19 protein-coding genes are annotated in these 16,160 nt (G+C 70.0%); 12 read left to right on the forward strand and 7 right to left on the reverse strand.

Annotated elements, in window-relative coordinates:
- Positions 1-5: 5 nt before the first annotated feature.
- Both OHA25_RS18970 and OHA25_RS18975 read right to left on the reverse strand, forming a co-directional pair.
- Positions 6-782 (reverse strand): enoyl-CoA hydratase-related protein, encoded by a 777-nt coding sequence (locus OHA25_RS18970; protein ID WP_327588880.1) that lies wholly within the window; start codon positions 780-782, stop codon positions 6-8.
- A complete protein-coding gene (locus OHA25_RS18975) occupies positions 779-1,555 on the reverse strand; it encodes a PaaX family transcriptional regulator (RefSeq protein WP_305924001.1) in 777 nt (258 codons plus the stop codon). Before OHA25_RS18975 ends, OHA25_RS18970 begins: the two co-directional genes overlap by 4 nt.
- A gap of 180 nt (positions 1,556-1,735) precedes the next feature.
- Between OHA25_RS18975 and OHA25_RS18980 the strand changes: the two genes are divergently transcribed.
- On the forward strand, positions 1,736-1,903 hold the full coding sequence (locus OHA25_RS18980) for a DUF3117 domain-containing protein (RefSeq protein WP_020545024.1): 168 nt from the start codon (positions 1,736-1,738) through the stop codon (positions 1,901-1,903).
- An 81-nt stretch (positions 1,904-1,984) separates the two neighbouring features.
- Positions 1,985-3,394: a leucyl aminopeptidase gene (locus OHA25_RS18985; RefSeq protein WP_327588881.1), complete on the forward strand. Its 1,410-nt coding sequence runs from the start codon at positions 1,985-1,987 to the stop codon at positions 3,392-3,394.
- 10 nt (positions 3,395-3,404) lie between these two features.
- On the opposite strand, the gene OHA25_RS18990 is transcribed toward OHA25_RS18985, so the two are convergent.
- Positions 3,405-4,043 carry an O-methyltransferase gene (locus OHA25_RS18990; RefSeq protein WP_305924003.1) on the reverse strand — a complete coding sequence of 213 codons (639 nt, stop codon included), beginning with the start codon at positions 4,041-4,043 and terminating at the stop codon, positions 3,405-3,407.
- Positions 4,044-4,228: 185 nt separating this feature from the next.
- Here OHA25_RS18990 and sigE point away from each other — a divergent pair, with 185 nt between their 5' ends.
- From sigE to OHA25_RS19015, 5 genes are all read left to right on the forward strand, one after another.
- Entirely contained in the window at positions 4,229-4,861 is a 633-nt protein-coding gene (sigE, locus tag OHA25_RS18995; protein WP_138713496.1) for an RNA polymerase sigma factor SigE, read from the forward strand.
- Between the two features lies 1 nt (position 4,862).
- Positions 4,863-5,384 carry an anti-sigma factor family protein gene (locus OHA25_RS19000; RefSeq protein WP_327588882.1) on the forward strand — a complete coding sequence of 174 codons (522 nt, stop codon included), beginning with the start codon at positions 4,863-4,865 and terminating at the stop codon, positions 5,382-5,384.
- Between the two features lie 168 nt (positions 5,385-5,552).
- On the forward strand, positions 5,553-7,385 hold the full coding sequence (locus OHA25_RS19005; RefSeq protein WP_327588883.1) for a S1C family serine protease: 1,833 nt from the start codon (positions 5,553-5,555) through the stop codon (positions 7,383-7,385).
- 105 nt (positions 7,386-7,490) lie between these two features.
- Positions 7,491-7,853, forward strand: coding sequence for a sec-independent translocase (locus OHA25_RS19010; RefSeq protein ID WP_327588884.1), 363 nt, complete (start codon positions 7,491-7,493; stop codon positions 7,851-7,853).
- A 29-nt stretch (positions 7,854-7,882) separates the two neighbouring features.
- Entirely contained in the window at positions 7,883-8,326 is a 444-nt protein-coding gene (locus OHA25_RS19015; protein ID WP_327588885.1) for a hypothetical protein, read from the forward strand.
- Here OHA25_RS19015 and OHA25_RS19020 read toward each other — a convergent pair.
- The gene (locus OHA25_RS19020) at positions 8,275-9,228 is read right to left on the reverse strand and encodes an EamA family transporter (protein ID WP_327588886.1); all 954 of its coding nucleotides are present in this window, start codon (positions 9,226-9,228) and stop codon (positions 8,275-8,277) included. The two genes, OHA25_RS19015 and OHA25_RS19020, sit on opposite strands and share 52 nt — an antisense overlap.
- A 96-nt stretch (positions 9,229-9,324) precedes the next feature.
- Between OHA25_RS19020 and OHA25_RS19025 the strand changes: the two genes are divergently transcribed.
- Both OHA25_RS19025 and OHA25_RS19030 read left to right on the forward strand, forming a co-directional pair.
- On the forward strand, positions 9,325-10,527 hold the full coding sequence (locus tag OHA25_RS19025) for a magnesium transporter MgtE N-terminal domain-containing protein (RefSeq protein ID WP_371825963.1): 1,203 nt from the start codon (positions 9,325-9,327) through the stop codon (positions 10,525-10,527).
- Entirely contained in the window at positions 10,524-10,994 is a 471-nt protein-coding gene (locus OHA25_RS19030) for a DUF1003 domain-containing protein (RefSeq protein ID WP_327588887.1), read from the forward strand. The genes OHA25_RS19025 and OHA25_RS19030 overlap by 4 nt, the downstream gene beginning before the upstream one ends.
- On the opposite strand, the gene OHA25_RS19035 is transcribed toward OHA25_RS19030, so the two are convergent.
- A complete protein-coding gene (locus tag OHA25_RS19035; protein ID WP_327588888.1) occupies positions 10,975-11,439 on the reverse strand; it encodes a MarR family winged helix-turn-helix transcriptional regulator in 465 nt (154 codons plus the stop codon). The genes OHA25_RS19030 and OHA25_RS19035 overlap by 20 nt on opposite strands.
- A 169-nt stretch (positions 11,440-11,608) precedes the next feature.
- Here OHA25_RS19035 and OHA25_RS19040 point away from each other — a divergent pair, with 169 nt between their 5' ends.
- Positions 11,609-12,745 (forward strand): Mrp/NBP35 family ATP-binding protein, encoded by a 1,137-nt coding sequence (locus OHA25_RS19040; protein ID WP_327588889.1) that lies wholly within the window; start codon positions 11,609-11,611, stop codon positions 12,743-12,745.
- A gap of 97 nt (positions 12,746-12,842) precedes the next feature.
- On the forward strand, positions 12,843-13,775 hold the full coding sequence (locus tag OHA25_RS19045) for an HpcH/HpaI aldolase/citrate lyase family protein (protein ID WP_305924012.1): 933 nt from the start codon (positions 12,843-12,845) through the stop codon (positions 13,773-13,775).
- On the opposite strand, the gene OHA25_RS19050 is transcribed toward OHA25_RS19045, so the two are convergent.
- The gene (locus tag OHA25_RS19050) at positions 13,765-14,310 is read right to left on the reverse strand and encodes a DUF6529 family protein (protein WP_327588890.1); all 546 of its coding nucleotides are present in this window, start codon (positions 14,308-14,310) and stop codon (positions 13,765-13,767) included. The two genes, OHA25_RS19045 and OHA25_RS19050, sit on opposite strands and share 11 nt — an antisense overlap.
- Complete coding sequence (locus tag OHA25_RS19055) at positions 14,307-15,002, reverse strand: hypothetical protein (protein WP_327588891.1); 696 nt, start codon at positions 15,000-15,002, stop codon at positions 14,307-14,309. The genes OHA25_RS19050 and OHA25_RS19055 overlap by 4 nt, the downstream gene beginning before the upstream one ends.
- A gap of 217 nt (positions 15,003-15,219) precedes the next feature.
- Here OHA25_RS19055 and OHA25_RS19060 point away from each other — a divergent pair, with 217 nt between their 5' ends.
- Positions 15,220-16,125 (forward strand): CPBP family intramembrane glutamic endopeptidase, encoded by a 906-nt coding sequence (locus OHA25_RS19060; protein ID WP_327588892.1) that lies wholly within the window; start codon positions 15,220-15,222, stop codon positions 16,123-16,125.
- Positions 16,126-16,160 lie beyond the last annotated feature (35 nt).

Here is a 16,160-nt window from a genome sequence, read left to right on the forward strand (position 1 = left end):
CCGCGTCACTCGCCGTGGAACGTGGGGCGTTCCTTGGCGAGGAAGGCGCGGGTGGCGTTCACATGGTCCTGTGTGGCGGCGCAGGCGTCTTGGAGCTCGGCTTCCACGGCCAGCGAGTCGGGCAGCGAGTGCGTCGCCGCGTAGGCCAGCGCGCGCTTGGTGGCCGCGTACGCCAGGGTCGGGCCCTGCGCGAGGCGCGCCGCCAACTCCTGGGCGGTCTTCAGCACGTCGTCCGGGGGCACCACGCGTGTGACCAGTCCCAGCTCCAGAGCGCGGGGCGCGTCGAGCGGCTCGCCCAGCAGCATCAGCTCGGCGGCGCGGCCCCGCCCCACCAGGCGCTGCAGCGTCCACGACGCGCCCGAGTCCGGCGCCAGGCCGATCCCGGCGAACGCCAGCGCGAACTTGGCCTTCTCCGAAGCGATCCGCAGGTCGCAGGCGAACGCCAGGGACGCGCCCGCGCCGGCGGCCACACCGTTGACCGCGGCCACGACCGGCTTGGGCATGGTGGCGATCAGCTCCACGATGGGGTTGTAGTGCCGGTGGACGGTGCCGGCCAGGCCGCGGCCCGCCTCCAGGTTGTCGGCGTGCTCGCGCAGGTCCTGGCCCGCGCAGAAAGCCCGCCCCGCGCCGGTGAGCAGAACGGCCCTGGCCGAGGGATCGCCCGCGGCCCGGCGCACCGCGTCGAGCAGGGCGTCCTTGAGCTCGGTGGTCAGCGAGTTCATCGCGTCGGGACGGTCGAGCGTGATGGTGGCGACGGCGTCGGTCACGTCATAACGGATCAAGTCAACTCCCTGTCGACGAACGCGGCGGCTGCGGGCAGCAGCCGGGCGGCCTCCTGCTCGAAATAGGCTCTGGCCTTCTCACCGGGCCAGCCGGCGGGCAGCAGCTCGGGCGGCAGGCCGGGATCGCGGAACAGGAAGTTGCGCCATCCGTGCACGAGCCTGCTCCTTGCCGCGAACACCTGGTCGTCCGGGGCCGATTCGGGCAGCGTGCTGATCAGCGTGACAGCCTCGGCGTGCCACTGCTCGTACGCCTCGCCGATGGCCGTCAGATCCCACGCCCGCGCCACCAGCTCGCGCGGGTCGCCCTCCAGCGCCGCGTCGAATCTGTCGGCCCGCACGCCCTCGCCTTCCAGCAGGTTGTCCAGCTCGATCGACGAGCGTGGACCGATCCAGGTCGTCTCCGACAGCGCCGCGTAGCCGAGGAACGTCAGGTCGGCCCGTAACCGCTCCCTTTGCGGCCGCTCCTTGACCGGCTCCAGGACGATCATGTGCCAGCGGCCGTGCCAGGTGAGTGTCCCGGCTCGGTAAATTCTCAGGGCCGCCTCATCGAGGCGCCTGACGCATTTCGGCGTGAGCGCGTACCCGGCGCCTTGGGGGAGCCTGATCGGCCGCAGCCAGCCCTGCCGCACCATGCGCGAGACGGCCGTGCGAACGGCGGGAGCGGCTATTTCCAGGGGTTTCATGAGCCGGACGAGCGCAGCGACGGACGCCTGTCCACCGCGCGAGAGCAGGTGGTCTCCGTAGAGATCGAAGAGGGCGGCGCGAGCGTGCACGCAGTCCAGTTTGGACGTCCGCGCACTCCTCGACAACGCATTCTGGGAGGAGATCGTTACCCATGAGCGCTCTCGATGCGGGAGAATGGGACATCACAGAAGACGTGAATGCGCCGACCACCCCCTCGGGAGGTCGGAAATCGCGGGCCGCGGGAGCCCAAGGCAGGAAGGGATGCACGCATGGCGGCGATGAAGCCGCGGACCGGCGATGGTCCGCTCGAGGTCACCAAGGAAGGGCGCGGCATTGTCATGCGGGTCCCCTTGGAGGGTGGCGGCCGGCTCGTCGTGGAGATCTCCGCCGACGAGGCCAAGGCGCTCGGTGAGGCGTTGAAGAACGTCGTCGGCTGAGCGCTCCTCAGAGACAACCTGATCCCACGACCCTGGCGTAATCCGGCGCCAGGGTCGCTGACGTTCGAGGAGAGATCTTCCGTGCCCATTGAGACCACTGCTTCGGTGGTCGCCGAGGTTCCGGACGACGCCGAGCTGCTGGCCGTCCCCTACGCCTCCGACCTCGACCCCGCTCACGTGGTCGAGCTGCACCTGCCCGTACGCGACCTGCTGACCCACTACGAGGCCAAGGGGGAGGCCGGGGAGATCGTCGACGTGCCGGTCGCCCGGGCCGGCGGCGTGGGCAGGGTCCTGTTCTACGGCGTCGGCGACGGGTCGCCGCGCGCGCTGCGCAAGGCCGGGGCCGCGCTGGCCCGCAGGGTCAAGGGCAGGGACAGGCTGACCGTGGTGGTGCCGGAGGGCGACGTGGCGGCGTTCGCCGAGGCGGCGTTGCTGGCGGCGTACTCGTTCAAGATCGGCAACGGGGGCAAGAAGGCCGTGCGCACGCTCGCGTTCGCCGGGGCCGACGAGGTCGTGGTGGGGCGCGCGCAGGCCGTGGCCCAGGCGGTGGCGCTGGCTCGAGACCTGGCCAACATGCCGTCCTCGGTCAAGAACCCCGCCTGGCTCGCCGAGCGGGCCGCCGAGAGCGGGCTGCCGGTGCGGGTCTGGGACGAGGAGCAACTGCAGGCCGACGGGTTCGGCGGCATCGTGGCCGTCGGGCGGGGCTCGGCCAGCCCGCCCAGGTTCATCCAGATCTCCTACACGCCCGCCGAGCCCGTCGACCGGCACGTGGTGCTGGTGGGCAAGGGGATCACCTTCGACTCGGGCGGGTTGTCGCTCAAGCCCACCGACAACATGAAGACCCAGAAGACCGACATGGCGGGCGGGGCCGTCGTGATCGCCGTCCTCGGCGCGCTGGCGCGGCTGGGCGCGCCCGTACGGGTCACCGGGCTGGTCGCCGCCGCCGAGAACATGCCGTCGGGCACCGCCCAGCGGCCCAGCGACGTCATCAAGCATTACGGCGGCCGCACGGTCGAGGTGCTCAACACCGACGCCGAGGGGCGGCTCGTGCTGGCCGACGCGCTCGCCTACGCCGACGCCGTCCTCGACCCCGACGCGGTCGTGGACATCGCCACGCTCACCGGGGCGATCAGCGTGGCGCTCGGCCGCACCGTGGGCGCCGTCTACGCCTCCGACGACGTGCTGGCCAAGCAGCTCGTGGACGCCGGGCAGGCCAGTGACGACCTGCTGTGGCGGATGCCGCTGATCGAGGACTACACGCCCGCGCTGGAGTCGTCGATCGCCGACCTGGCCAATGTGGAGGCGGGGTCGAGGTTCGGGGCCGGGTCGATCACGGCGGCGTTGTTCCTGCGGGAGTTCGCCGGCCGGCGGCCGTGGGCGCACCTCGACATCGCCGGGGTCGGGCGCAGCACTGTGGACGAGGGCACGCTCAGCAAGGGCGCGACAGGCTTCGGCGTACGCGTCCTCCTGGAGTGGCTCACCCGCTCCTGAGGTCGCGGCGCTAGTCGGAGACCTTGACGGCGGCGAGCAGGCCGTCGCCCAGGGGCATGAGCACCGAGCGCAGGCGGTCGTCCGACTGCACCAGCTTGCCCACCTCGCGCAGCGTGACCGTGTCCGGGTCGCGCTGCGCGGGATCGGCCACCCGGTTGTGCCACAACATGTTGTCGAAGGCCACGATGCCGCCCACCCGCAGCAGCCGGACCGCCTCGGCGAGGTAGTCGGTGTATTCCTGCTTCGCGCCGTCGGCGAACACCATGTCATAACCGCCGTCCGACAGCCGCGGCAGCACGTCGAGCGCGCGCCCCGAGATGAGCCGCACTCGCCCGCCGGAGAACCCCGCCTCCGCGAACGCCTGCCGGGCCAGTCTCTGGTGCTCGGGTTCGACGTCGACGCTCGTCAGCGTGCCGTCGGCGCGCATGCCGCGCAGCAGCCACAGACCGGAGACGCCGCATCCCGTGCCGATCTCCACGACCGACTTGGCGTTGACGGCGGTGGCGAGGAAACACAATGCCGCCCCGCCGCCGGGGAGGATGGGTGTGGCCCCCATCTCCAGCCCGCGCTGCCGCGCCGCGTGGATGATCTCATCCTCGTGATGAAACTGCTCCGCATAGGCCAGAGTGGCCTCCACCTGATTGGTCATCGGCCGCCTCCCCCACTTTCGTGCGATTGGTCGCAAAGGGTCATACAGGTGATTGGCACCGATCGCAGCCTAGGGGAGACACGCCGGGACGGGAACTCAGGAGGGTCCTGAGGCGTTGCAGGTTTAAACGGGCTTTGCCGGTCCGGAGGGCAGGCAGTGCGCACGAAGGGACGAAACCAGGCACTATGGCGATAGCGGTGGTCCCAGAGAGAGGAGTTCTGGTGGACGAAAGCGACCACCAGACGGATGCTCCCGTGTCGTCTGACTGGACGCCTCCCACGTGGGAGGAAGTCGTGCGGACTCATTCCGCACGCGTGTATCGGCTCGCTTACCGGCTGACCGGCAACGTTCACGATGCCGAGGACCTCACCCAGGAGGTCTTCGTCCGGGTCTTCAGGTCGCTGTCGAGCTACACCCCCGGCACGTTCGAGGGGTGGCTGCACCGGATCACGACGAATCTTTTCCTCGACATGGCGCGGCGCAAGCAGCGCATCAGGTTCGAGGGGCTGGCCGACGACGCCGCCGAGCGGCTGCGCGGCCGAGAGCCGTCACCGGCGCAGGCGTTCGACGACGCCCACCTGGAGCCCGACATCCAGGCTGCCCTCGACGCACTCGCACCCGAGTTCAGGGCCGCGATCGTGCTGTGCGATATCGAGGGCTTGTCCTATGAGGAGATCGCGGCCACGCTCGGCGTCAAGCTGGGTACGGTCCGAAGCCGTATTCACCGTGGCCGGGCGCAGTTGCGGGAGGCGCTCGACCATCGGGCCCCGCGCAATTCTCAACTCCCCCCGACCGTTATCCGTGGGGAGGAAGTCTGACATGGCTCATCTTGGAGAACGTCTTTCCGCGCTCGTCGATGGGGAGCTCAACCACCACGAACGCGAGCGCGCGCTGGCCCACCTGACCTTCTGTGCTGACTGCCGGAGCGAGGTCGAGTCGATGCGGGCGCTGAAGTCGCGCCTGCGCTCGCTCGACACCCCGGCGATGCCCACCGACCTGACGATGTCCCTGCTCCGGATGGCGGAGCCGGGCGGTCCGCTCCCCCCGAGGGAGCGCCCTTTCCCCGCGCGTACGTTCGGGGGAGTGCCCATTCCTGGGCCGCACAGCATCGCTCCCCTGGACAACCGCCCGCGCAGGGACGCGAGTGGCGGGGCTTCGGGCCCTGGCCGCGCTGGTAGGCGGCGGACCGCCTACGTCGCGGTCAGTGTGGTCTCGGCCGCCGTGGCGCTCGGGACGTTCTTCGCCGTCTCCGGCGCGGGGCAGGATTCCACGACGCCGCCGGTCGAATTGTGGAGGGTGCAGCAGTCGCCGACCAACTCGCCGTCGGTCGCCACCCCGTGACGTCCGGATATGCCGGTGATGGCTCCTGTTGGCGTAGTCGCGCACTCTAAGGGCATACGATCTGGGTTCGGGATTTGTTACGTGTGGGCGGAACAATCTGCTTTATGACCCTCGTATACCGCAAGAGTGAGGATTGCGGTGGCCGAGCCAAGGAGTGGTGAGACTTAGATGACCGACGAGACGCGCCCCACCGAAGGACGCATGCCGTCGGACTACCCCGAACCACTGGGGCGGCCGGAGTTCCTCCCCGCGGAGCATCCGGCCGATCAGGCTGGCCAGCGGCCTGAGCCGCCCGCCTCGTTCGGAGCATCATGGGGTGACCCGTCGGGGCCTTCCTACGGCAGCCCATCCTTCTCCACCGGCAACCCGTACAGCGGGACGTCTCCCTACGACGCGGCCTCTTCCTATGGTGAGCCGGACAACGGCACACGGTCGTACGAGAGCCCGTCCTTCGGCGGATCTTCGGACGGCGGCACCCGGTCTTACGAGAGTCCTTCATTCGGCCCTCCCGACGGCGGCCCGTCATTCGGCGGTCCTTCGTTCGGCGGCTCGTCCTTCGACCGGTCGGACAGCGGCCCTTCGTTCGGCCGCCCGGACGGTGGTCCTTCTTACGGTGCGCCCGACAGCGGCCTTTCGTTCGGCCGTCCCGACGGTGGCCCTTCTTACGGTGCGCCGGACAGCGGTCCCTCGTACGGCAGGCCGGGCGGTGGTCCTTCGTACGGTGCGCCGGACAGCGGGGGACGGTCCTATGACAGCCCGCCGTTCGGTGGCGGCGGCGCTCCGCCGCCTCCGCCGCCGCGACCGCTCGGCATGGGCGCCGGCTGGGGGCCGCCGCCTCCGGGCGGGCAGGGACCGGGCGCGACGGGCCGGCGTGGTCCGGGCCTCGGCGCCCTGGTCGCGATCGCCGTGGCCATCGCCCTGGTGGCCTCCGTGCTCGGCAGCGTCGGCACGTACGTGCTCACCAAGCCGAGCAGCGGCAACGACCCCTCCTACAGCCTCGGCCCGCTGCCGACGGGCGCCACCAACCGGGCGCCGGACTCGGTGGCGGGCGTCGCCGCGCGGGTGCTGCCCAGCGTGGTCTCGCTCGAGGTCGGCAACGGCTCCAGCACCGAGGGCGCGTCCGGGTCCGGGTTCCTGATCAAGAACGGGTACGTGGTCACGAACAACCACGTGGTCTCCCTGGCCGCGCGGGGTGGCGAGATCCAGATCATGTTCAACAACCGGAAGACCACCACGGGCCGCATCGTCGGCCGTGACCCGGGCTCCGACCTGGCCGTGGTCAAGCCGGAGGAGACGTTCGGCACACCGGAGATCACCCTGGGCAACTCCGACCAGGTGGTGGTCGGCGACCCGGTGATCGCCATCGGCTCGCCGCTGGGCCTGACGGGCACGGTCACCACGGGCATCGTCAGCTCGCTGAACCGCCCGGTCATCGCCGGTGACGACACCGGTACCAGCAATGAGGAGCCCGCGTACATCAGCGCCATCCAGACCGACGCCGCCATCAACCCGGGTAACTCGGGTGGGCCGCTGGTCAACAGCCGGGGCGAGGTCGTCGGCGTGAACTCGGCCATCGCCACCCTCAGCCGGTCGGTGAACAGCCAGAGCGGCAGCATCGGGCTGGGCTTCGCGATCCCGGTCAACCAGACGCGGCGGGTGGCGGAGGAACTGATCAGCACCGGGCGGGCCAAGCGGCCCAAGATCGGCATCGTGCTGGACAAGGACTATCGGGGGCAGGGCGTGAAGATCGCGTCCGAGCCCGCCGCGGGACGGCAGCCGGTGGACGCCGGCGGGCCCGCCGACAAGGCCGGGCTCAAGGCCGGTGACATCATCATGGAGATCGACGGGCTGGCCTTGCAGGACGGGAATGAGCTGATCGCGCTGATCCGGAGCAAGGAGCCGGGATCCAAGATCACCATCAAGTATCAACGCGACGGCCAGGAACGCACCGCTTCGCTCGTCGTGGTTGCCGAGGACGAGCCCACGCCGTCGCCATCGTAAGGACATACGGCGATCATGGGGCGGGCGGCCGAGCCATGGCTGAGAGCCCTTAGTCTGTGGGTAGGCCGGGGTTCTCCTCGGATTGGACGGCTGTAGGAGCTCACGGTGTTCGGACTCGGGTGGGCGGAGATCGGGGCGCTGATCGTGCTGGCGCTGCTCGTCTTCGGTCCCGACAAACTGCCTCAGGCCGCCGCGCAGGCAGGCAAGACGCTGCGCAATCTGCGCCGGATGGCCAACAACGCCCGCGACGACCTGCGCACCGGCCTGGGCCCGGAGTTTCAGAACTTCGACCCGGCCGACCTCAACCCGCGCAACTTCGTCCGCAAGCATCTCCTCGACGACCTCGAGGAGGACTGGAACGACAAGCCGAAGGCACTGGAGCCCGCCACGACGGCCCCTTACGCGGACCCGGTCGTGGACGAGCTGGGTTACGGTGAGCTCCCGCCCTACGACTCGGAAGCGACCTGACGGCCAGGCCGCGAGTAGAGTTCTGAGATGTGAGCGACATCACCACGGCCATCGAGGAAGGCGCCAAGAAGTCCGGCATCCTCTGGCTCACCCTCGACCGGCCCCGCCTGGCCTGGCATGCCTGGCACGACGGGGCCATCTACCTGGTGACCGGCGGTGAGGAGCAGCGGCTGCCGGGGCTGGAGGCCCTCGAGCGGGTTCACGTGACGCTGCGGAGCAAGGACAACGGCGCCCGGCTGGTGGAGTTCGACGCGGCGGTGTCGGTGGTGGACCAGGCCGCGGCGGCCGACGCCGTGGCCGCGCTGGCCAAGGAGCGGCTCAACGCCCGCGACAGCGAGCATCTCACCGAGCGCTGGGCCGGCGAGTCCGTCGTCCTGCGCCTCACCCCCGAGACCGGCGCGACCACCGCGGTCTCGGAGCGTCAGGCCGGGACGGTCACGGGCTCCTCGGCCGCCGTGGCCGGGGACGGCTGAGGGGACGCGGAGGCGGTCTGAGCCAGGAGGGCGCCGGACAGGACGATCAGGCCGCCGACGATCTGGAAGACGCCGAGCGTCTCGCCGAGCAGCGCCCAGGCGACCAGCGCGCCGCCGATGACCTCCAGAGTCGCCACCGTCGCGCCCACCGCGGCCGACAACCGCCGCACGGCGTTCACCCCCAGGATGTACGCGATCACGGTGGCGATCAGCACCATCCACAGGTACGCGCCGAGCACCGGCAACGTCAGCCCGTCCTCAGACGGCGTGACCGAGGCGGTGAAGGCGTCCCACGGGATGTTCCAGGGCCGGGCGAACGGGATCAGCACCACCGCTGCCCCCATCATCCCCCAGGCGATCAGCCCGAGCGGATCCACGTCGTCGCCGAAGCTATCGTTCATGAGGAAATATCCGGCACAGCATGCCCCGGCGATCAGCCCCAGCAGCAGCCCCAGCGCATCCAGCCGCAACCCCTGCCACGCCTCGACGACGATCCCGAGGCCTACGAACGCGACGACCGCGCCCACGTAGGCGGCCCGCGCGAGCCGGATCTTGCGCACCAAGCGCACCCAGGCCACCACCATCACCGGAGCCATGAACTCCAGCAGCAGCGCCACCCCGACGGGCAGCCGCGTGATCGCGACGAAGTAGAGCGACTGGACCCCGGCCACCGCCATGACCGCGTACAGCCCGAAGAACGGCAGCCTGGACCGCGGGATCCGCAGCGCCTGCGGGCGGACCACGGCCAGCACGGCGAGCAGCAGCAGCCCCGCGCCCGCCATCCGCGTCCACACGGCCTCGATCGGCGCCAGCCCGGCGGTGATGAGGTATTTGGCCATGGGACCCGAGAACGCGAAACACCACGAAGACACGAACGCGAGCGCCAGCCCCGCATACCTCATCGCACACCACCAGCTAAGTAATGACCGTTAACTGTGTTTGATACTGACACGCCGGGCGTCCCGGGCGCAACGGGGCAGCGCTGTTAGCCTGGCCACGTGAAGATCTTCGTGGCCCGGCTGCCGGGGACCCCGGTCTTCGACCCGGCAGGGGATCAGATCGGCCGGGTCAGGGACGTCGTGGTCGGCCTGCGCATCGGCCGCCGGCCCACCGTGCACGGCCTGGTGGTGGAGGTGCAGCCGCGTCGCCGGGTGTTCCTGCCCATCACCCGCGTCCGCCGTATCGAGCCGGGCGCCGTGGTCTTCACCGGCCGCATCAACATGCGCAGGTTCGAGCAGCGCGGCACCGAGACGCTGGTGGTCGGGGAGATGCTGGACCTGGCCGTACACGTCGACAGCGAGCCCATGACCGTCTACGACCTGGCCATGGAGGAGATCAAGCCGTCCACCTGGGAGATCACCGAGGTCGCCGTCTACAAGGGCAGGCGGCGCGAGCCGCGCATCGTGGACTGGAGCGAGGTGTCGGGGTTCGACAAGCTCCAGAAGGACCAGGGGGCGGCGGGGCTGATCGCGGCGTTCGAGTCGATGCGCGCCGCCGACATGGCCAGCGCCCTGCATGAGCTGCCGAGCAAGCGCCGCGTCGAGATCGCCCGCGCGCTCAACGACGACCGGCTGGCCGACGTGCTGGAGGAGCTGCCGCCCGACGACCAGATCGGCATCCTCGGCACGCTGGAGCCGGAGCGGGCGGCCGACGTCCTGGAGGAGATGGGCCCCGACGACGCCGCCGACCTGCTGCACGACCTGCCCGACGAGCAGGCGGCCAGGCTGCTGGCGCTGATGGAGCCGGACGAGGCGGACCCGGTGCGGCGGCTGCTGACCTATCCGGAGGACAGCGCGGGCGGCGTGATGACCAGCGAGCCGGTGATCCTGCCGCCCACCGCCACGGTGGCCGAGGCGCTCGCGCACATCAGGCAGCAGGATCTCACGCCCGCGGTCGCAGCCCAGGTCTACGTGACCCGGCCGCCCACCGAGACGCCGACGGGGACATACCTGGGCGTCTCGCACTTCCAGCGGCTGCTGCGCGAGCCGCCGTCCACGTTGCTGGGCGCCGTGCTCGACCCGTCGATCGACCCGATCAGGCCGGCGTTCTCACTGATCGAGATCACCGCTTACCTGGCCAACTACAACCTCGTCGCGGCCCCGGTCGTGGACGAGCTCGGCAGGCTCGTCGGCGCGGTGACCGTGGACGACGTCCTGGACCACCTGCTACCCGAGGACTGGCGCGAGGAGGCCCCGTCATGACCGCCGAACGACTGGACCAGCCCCGTGCGCTGCGCCGCTCGCTGCGGCCGCACTACGACCCGGAGGTTTTCGGCCGCCTGTCGGAGCGGATCGCCCGCTTCCTCGGCACGGCCAGGTTCCTTGTCTACATGACCGTGTTCGTGATGGTCTGGGTGAGCTGGAACTTCCTTGCGCCCCCGGGCTTCACGTTCGACCCGTACCCGTTCATCTTCCTCACGCTCATGCTGTCGCTGCAGGCCAGCTACGCCGCGCCGCTGATCCTGCTGGCCCAGAACCGGCAGGCCGACCGGGACCGCATCCAGTACGAGCACGACCGCGAGGTCGCCGATCGCAACCAGGCCGAGATCGAATATCTGACCCGCGAGATCGCCGGGCTGCGCATGGCGATCAACGAGGTCGCCACCCGCGACTACCTGCGCGCGGAGCTCGGCCGGCTGCAGGAGGAGCTCAAGGAGCCCCGCCACTGATGTTCAGCTTGCCGAGCATGGCCCGGATCTGGGCGATCTCGCCGGCGCCGAGCATGTCGAGGAACTGGCTCCGGATGCCGCGCAGGTAGGTCGGGGTCGCCTCGGCCAGCCGGGCGGCGCCGGCGTCCGTCAGCACCGCGAACAGCCCGCGGGCGTCGTCCGCACACGCTTCGCGCGACACCAGCCCGTCCCGTTGCAGCCGGTCGATGAGCCTGGTCAGGCCGCTGCGGGAGAGCAGCACGCGGTCCGCGAGATCGTTCATGCGCAGCCGCCGCTCGGGCGCCTCGGCCAGCTGCATCAGCACCTCGTAGGAGGCCAGCGGCAGATCGTGGGCGACGAGCAGCTCCGCCTCCAGGTGGCGGGTCATGCGCACCTGGGCACGCTGCAGCAGCCGCCAGACCGTCAGCTCCTCGGCGGTCAGCCCGTCGTCGCGCAGGAGAGTCACGGAGTAACCTTAAGACGTTGTTGCACAGACATCTAACAGCACGGATTAACCCAGCGCCGCCTCCGGTTCATACCATTGAGGGGCATCCTCGCTGGCGTCCAGCGCCTGTCACACATATATCGACATAGCCGACTAAGGAGGTACGGCACTCCTTCGTGCCGAGACTTCGATGGCACCAACCCAGGAACTGGTGACGGCGGCCCTGTCCACCGTCATCGACCCCGAGATCCGTCGCCCGATCACGGACCTCGACATGGTCAAGAGCATCGAGATCGCTCCCGATGGGGCGGTGCGTGTGGGCGTCTACCTCACCGTGTCCGGATGTCCGATGAAAGACACCATCCGGCGCGACGTGACGAACGCCGTCTCCAAGGTCGAAGGCGTGACCGGCGTCCAGATCGAGCTCGACGTCATGAGCACCGAGCAGCGCAAGAAGCTGCAGACCATGCTGAGGGGCAACCGCGGGCCGGAGAAGGAGATCCCGTTCAATCAGCCGGGCTCGCTGACCCGCGTGTTCGCGGTGGCCAGCGGCAAGGGCGGGGTCGGCAAGTCGTCGGTGACGGTCAACCTGGCCGCCGCCATGGCCGCGAGCGGCCTCAAGGTCGGCATCGTGGACGCCGACATCTACGGCCACAGCGTTCCTCGCATGCTGGGTGCCGCCGAGAAGCCCACCAAGGTCGAGGACATGATCATGCCGCCGGTGGCGCATGACATCAAGGTCATCTCGGTCGGCATGTTCAAGCCCGAGGGCAACACGCCGGTGGTCTGGCGCGGGCCGATGCTGGACCGGGCGCTCCACCAGTTCCTCGCCGACGTCTACTGGGGCGACCTCGACATCCTCCTGCTCGACCTGCCCCCGGGCACCGGCGACATCGCCATCTCCGTCGCGCAGCGGCTGCCGGGTGCGGAGCTCCTGGTCGTGACGACGCCGCAGATGGCCGCCGCCGAGGTGGCCGAGCGGGCCGGATCCATCGCGGCCCAGACCCACCAGCAGATCGCCGGCGTCATCGAGAACATGGCGTGGCTGCCCTGCCCGCACTGCGACGAGCGCGTCGCTGTGTTCGGCGAGGGCGGCGGCCAGATCGTGGCCGACGCGCTGACCCGCACGCTGGGGGCCCGGGTGCCGCTGCTCGGCCAGGTGCCGATCGACCTGCGGCTGCGCGAGGGCGGCGACGAGGGCAAGCCCCTGGTCCTGACCGACCCCGACGCGCCGGCCGCGGCCGAGCTGCTCAAGATCGCCTCCGGGTTGAGCAAGCGTTCCTCCAGCCTGAAGGGACTCCAGCTGGGCCTGGCTCCCCGCGGCTGAGCCGTCTGGCCTCGCGTGCTCGCACCCCGTGCGGGCACGCACGGCCGGGGCAGCCCTCGCGCCGTGGCGACGACCTCGGGACAGTAGCGTGTGGCGCATGCGCTCACGTCGTTCGGTTCTCGCGGTGCCCGGCAGCAACCCGCGTTTCCTGGAGAAGGCCCAGACCCTGCCCGTCGACGAGGTCTTCCTCGACCTGGAGGACTCCGTCGCGCCCGCGGCCAAGGAGGAGGCGCGCCGCAACGTCGTGGCGGCGCTGCGCGAGGGCGACTGGACCGGCAAGACGCGGGTGGTCAGGGTCAACGACCTCGCGACGCAGTGGACGTACCGGGACGTGATCGAGACCGTCGAGGGCGCCGGGGAGTTCCTCGACTGCGTGATGCTGCCCAAGGTGCAGGACCCCACGGAGGTCGTCTGGCTGGACACGTTGCTCAGCCAGATCGAGAAGGCCATGGGCTACGAGGTCGGCCGCATCGGTATCGAGGCGCAGATCGAGAACGCCCGCGGCCTGGTGAACGCCGACGCCATCGCCGGGTCGTCCAGGCGACTGGAGACCCTGGTGTTCGGCCCCGCGGACTTCATGGCCTCGATCAACATGCGCACGCTCGTCGTCGGCGAGCAGCCGCCCGGCTACGACGAGGGCGACGCCTACCACTACATCCTCATGCGGCTGCTCATGGCGGCCAGGACGCATGACCTGCAGGTGATCGACGGGCCTTACCTGCAGATCAAGGATGTCGACGGCTTCAGGCGGGTGGCCAGGAGGTCTGCGGCGCTCGGCTACGACGGCAAGTGGGTGCTGCATCCCTCCCAGGTGGACGCGGCCAACGAGGTGTTCTCGCCGGCGCAGGAGGACTATGACCACGCCGAGCTCATCCTGGAGGCGTACGACTACTACACCACCGTGGAGAAGCGCGGCGCGGTCATGCTGGGCGACGAGATGATCGACGAGGCCTCGCGCAAGATGGCGCTCGTCGTGGCCGCCAAGGGGCGGGCGGCCGGGCTGGTCCGTACGAAGAGCTTCACACCTTGATGCCGATCGCGGTGAAGAACCAGAACGACGACGTCAGCCAGAGCCCCACCAGCGCGGTGAACGCCAGCCCGCCGAGCACCGGCAGCGTCCAGCCCGGTGTGTCCCGCTTGGGCAGGGCCAGCAGCTTCGTGGTGAACACACCGTAGAAGAAGCAGCCGAGCAGCGAGTGCGCGAGCACGCGGGGCACGTCGTACTGCAGGCCCAGGGCGTAGAGGCAGTGGAAGGCGACCGGGATCGTCAGCAGGAACGCCAGCCGTCCCGACCAGCGGTGCACGGCCGGCGGGATGGTGATCCCGAGCTTGCCCCACATCGACAGGGCCGAGACGACCTGCACGATCGCCAGCACGAACGCGCCGGTCGTCAGCCACACCTTCATGGGCAGCGCGGCGGAGAAGCCGGCCACGCCGACCGCGAACCCGGTGGGCGTGTGCACCCGGCCGTACACGCCGAGCGCGAGCACGACCAGGCCGCCGATCAGCAGCGGCACCAGTAACGGCGTCAGGCTGCGTGAGGGGCGATGGTGGATGGCGGTCATTGCATCTCCTCGATGAAGCCGTCGACGTCCTTCGGGTAGATCGTGGTGTCGCCGACCGTGAGCGGCGCGGTCGGCTGCTCGCCGTTCAGCTCGGGGACCGGGACCGGGCTTCCGGCCTCGGAGGCGGCGCCGACCGTGGTGTAGCCGCCGTTCGGGTTCTTCACCCTGATCCAGCCGGCCTTGAACTGGGCGCCCCGGACGATCGCGCTGGCCCGGTACAGGCCCGACGGCTTCTCCGCCGTGGGCGCCACGAAGCTCCACTTCTTGCCGCCGACGGAGACCCAGCCCTTGGCCCGGCCGCCGCCCAACGCGGCCGTGACCTTCCCGGCGCCGAGGCCCTTGAGGCTCACCCCGTCGGCGGACTGGGTGCCCTTGAACCAGGACTCGGTGGTGCCGTCGCAGAAGTAGCCGATGGCCTTGCCGTCTCTGATCGAGATCGCGATGAGGGCGCCGTTGCCCTTGACGCGTCCGGCGTAGTCCGCCTTTTCGATCCGCTTCTCCTCGGACTCGGCCGGCGACGGGGACGGCTGAGCGGTGTTCTCCTTCGCCGCGGACCCTTCCGCGGCGGGGTTGTCGTCTGTGGCGGTGGTCGTGGTGTCCGCCGCGGGTGTCGCGGTGATGCTGGCGACACCGAGCCCCGCGGCGAGCACAGCTCCCGCCGCGAGGGTGATGACAGGTCCCAGCCTTGACATGGACTGCTCCCAGGGTCGAAATGCCTACCTCGGCCGCGTCCAGCGGCCGACCGCAGGTGGCAGCTGACTGCCCCTACGGCTCAGAGCATCCGCCTAAAAGGCGGGCCCGTCTGTGAACTAATGCGCATCAGATGGACAGAATGGAGAGATGCAGGAGAATCCTGGGCCGCATCACCCATACGGCATGCAGTATCCGGCTCCGCCGCGGTCCTGGCTTATGCCGGCGCCCCGTGGGGCCCGGTACGACCACCTCGCCAGGAACGGGGTCGCCAGGCCGTGGCGGGCGATCGTCGGCACGATCGGGATCGCCGCCATATTCCTCCTTGTCGCGGCGGTGGTGTTGTCCGCCGGCGCGGTGGTGGCGACGCTGCTCGGCATCCCCGCACCGCTCGACGTCGAGCGCGGGCTGTTCGGCGACCCGGTGTTCGGGCTGACCGTGACGTTGTTGTCGATCGCCGCCGTGCTCCCTTTTGTGTTCGGCATGGCGGCGTTGCTGCAACGGCGCCGTCCGGGGACGCTGTCATCGGTGGCCGGGCGGCTGCGCTGGCGCTGGCTCATGGCCTGCGTCGGACTGGCGGTCCTGGCACTCGTGCTCGGGCAAGCCGTGCAGGTCCTCGCCCTGGCGATGAGCGGCGAGGAGTACTCCGACATGTTCGGCTGGGTCGGGTGGGAACGTTTCCTGCCCGCGCTCGTCGTGATCGTGCTGCTGGTGCCGTTCCAGTCGGCCGCCGAGGAGTACGTCTTCCGCGGCTGGTTCCTGCAGGCCGTCGGAGCGCACGTGCGCAATCCGGTCTGGGGCATCCTGATCGGGGCCGGCCTGTTCGCGTCGGTGCACGGATACACGTGGATGGGGCTGGCCGACGTGTTCGCCTTCGGCGCCGTCATGGGCTGGCTGGCGGTGCGGACCGGGGGACTGGAGGCCGGGATCGGGCTGCACGTCATGAACAACATGCTGGCGTTCGGGATGAGCGCGGCCGCGGGGACCCTCGAGGACGCCCTGATCCAGAGCAAGGTCGCGGTGCCGTGGCAGGCGATCGTGGGCGTGGCGGTGCAGCTTGGTGCGTACGCTTTTGGGGTTTTGTATCTGGCCAAAAAGCGGTCACTCAGCACTATTTCTGGATAAATCGGGTTGGCGGGTCGGGGAATCTCGCTAGAGAG

It is taken from the genome of Nonomuraea sp. NBC_00507 (genome assembly GCF_036013525.1).
GTDB lineage: Bacteria > Actinomycetota > Actinomycetes > Streptosporangiales > Streptosporangiaceae > Nonomuraea.

Excerpts from the sequence above, each read along its gene's own strand:
- OHA25_RS18980 (WP_020545024.1), top strand. The coding sequence starts at position 1,736 with ATGGCGGCGATGAAGCCGCGGACCGGCGATGGTCCGCTCGAGGTCACC.
- OHA25_RS19045 (WP_305924012.1), top strand. The coding sequence starts at position 12,843 with ATGCGCTCACGTCGTTCGGTTCTCGCGGTGCCCGGCAGCAACCCGCGT.
- OHA25_RS19060 (WP_327588892.1), top strand. The coding sequence starts at position 15,220 with ATGCCGGCGCCCCGTGGGGCCCGGTACGACCACCTCGCCAGGAACGGG.
- OHA25_RS19040 (WP_327588889.1), top strand. The coding sequence starts at position 11,609 with ATGGCACCAACCCAGGAACTGGTGACGGCGGCCCTGTCCACCGTCATC.
- OHA25_RS19000 (WP_327588882.1), top strand. The coding sequence starts at position 4,863 with ATGGCTCATCTTGGAGAACGTCTTTCCGCGCTCGTCGATGGGGAGCTC.
- OHA25_RS19030 (WP_327588887.1), top strand. The coding sequence starts at position 10,524 with ATGACCGCCGAACGACTGGACCAGCCCCGTGCGCTGCGCCGCTCGCTG.
- OHA25_RS19055 (WP_327588891.1), bottom strand. The coding sequence starts at position 15,002 with ATGTCAAGGCTGGGACCTGTCATCACCCTCGCGGCGGGAGCTGTGCTC.
- OHA25_RS19005 (WP_327588883.1), top strand. The coding sequence starts at position 5,553 with ATGACCGACGAGACGCGCCCCACCGAAGGACGCATGCCGTCGGACTAC.
- OHA25_RS19020 (WP_327588886.1), bottom strand. The coding sequence starts at position 9,228 with ATGAGGTATGCGGGGCTGGCGCTCGCGTTCGTGTCTTCGTGGTGTTTC.
- OHA25_RS18990 (WP_305924003.1), bottom strand. The coding sequence starts at position 4,043 with ATGACCAATCAGGTGGAGGCCACTCTGGCCTATGCGGAGCAGTTTCAT.
- OHA25_RS19050 (WP_327588890.1), bottom strand. The coding sequence starts at position 14,310 with ATGACCGCCATCCACCATCGCCCCTCACGCAGCCTGACGCCGTTACTG.
- sigE (WP_138713496.1), top strand. The coding sequence starts at position 4,229 with ATGGCGATAGCGGTGGTCCCAGAGAGAGGAGTTCTGGTGGACGAAAGC.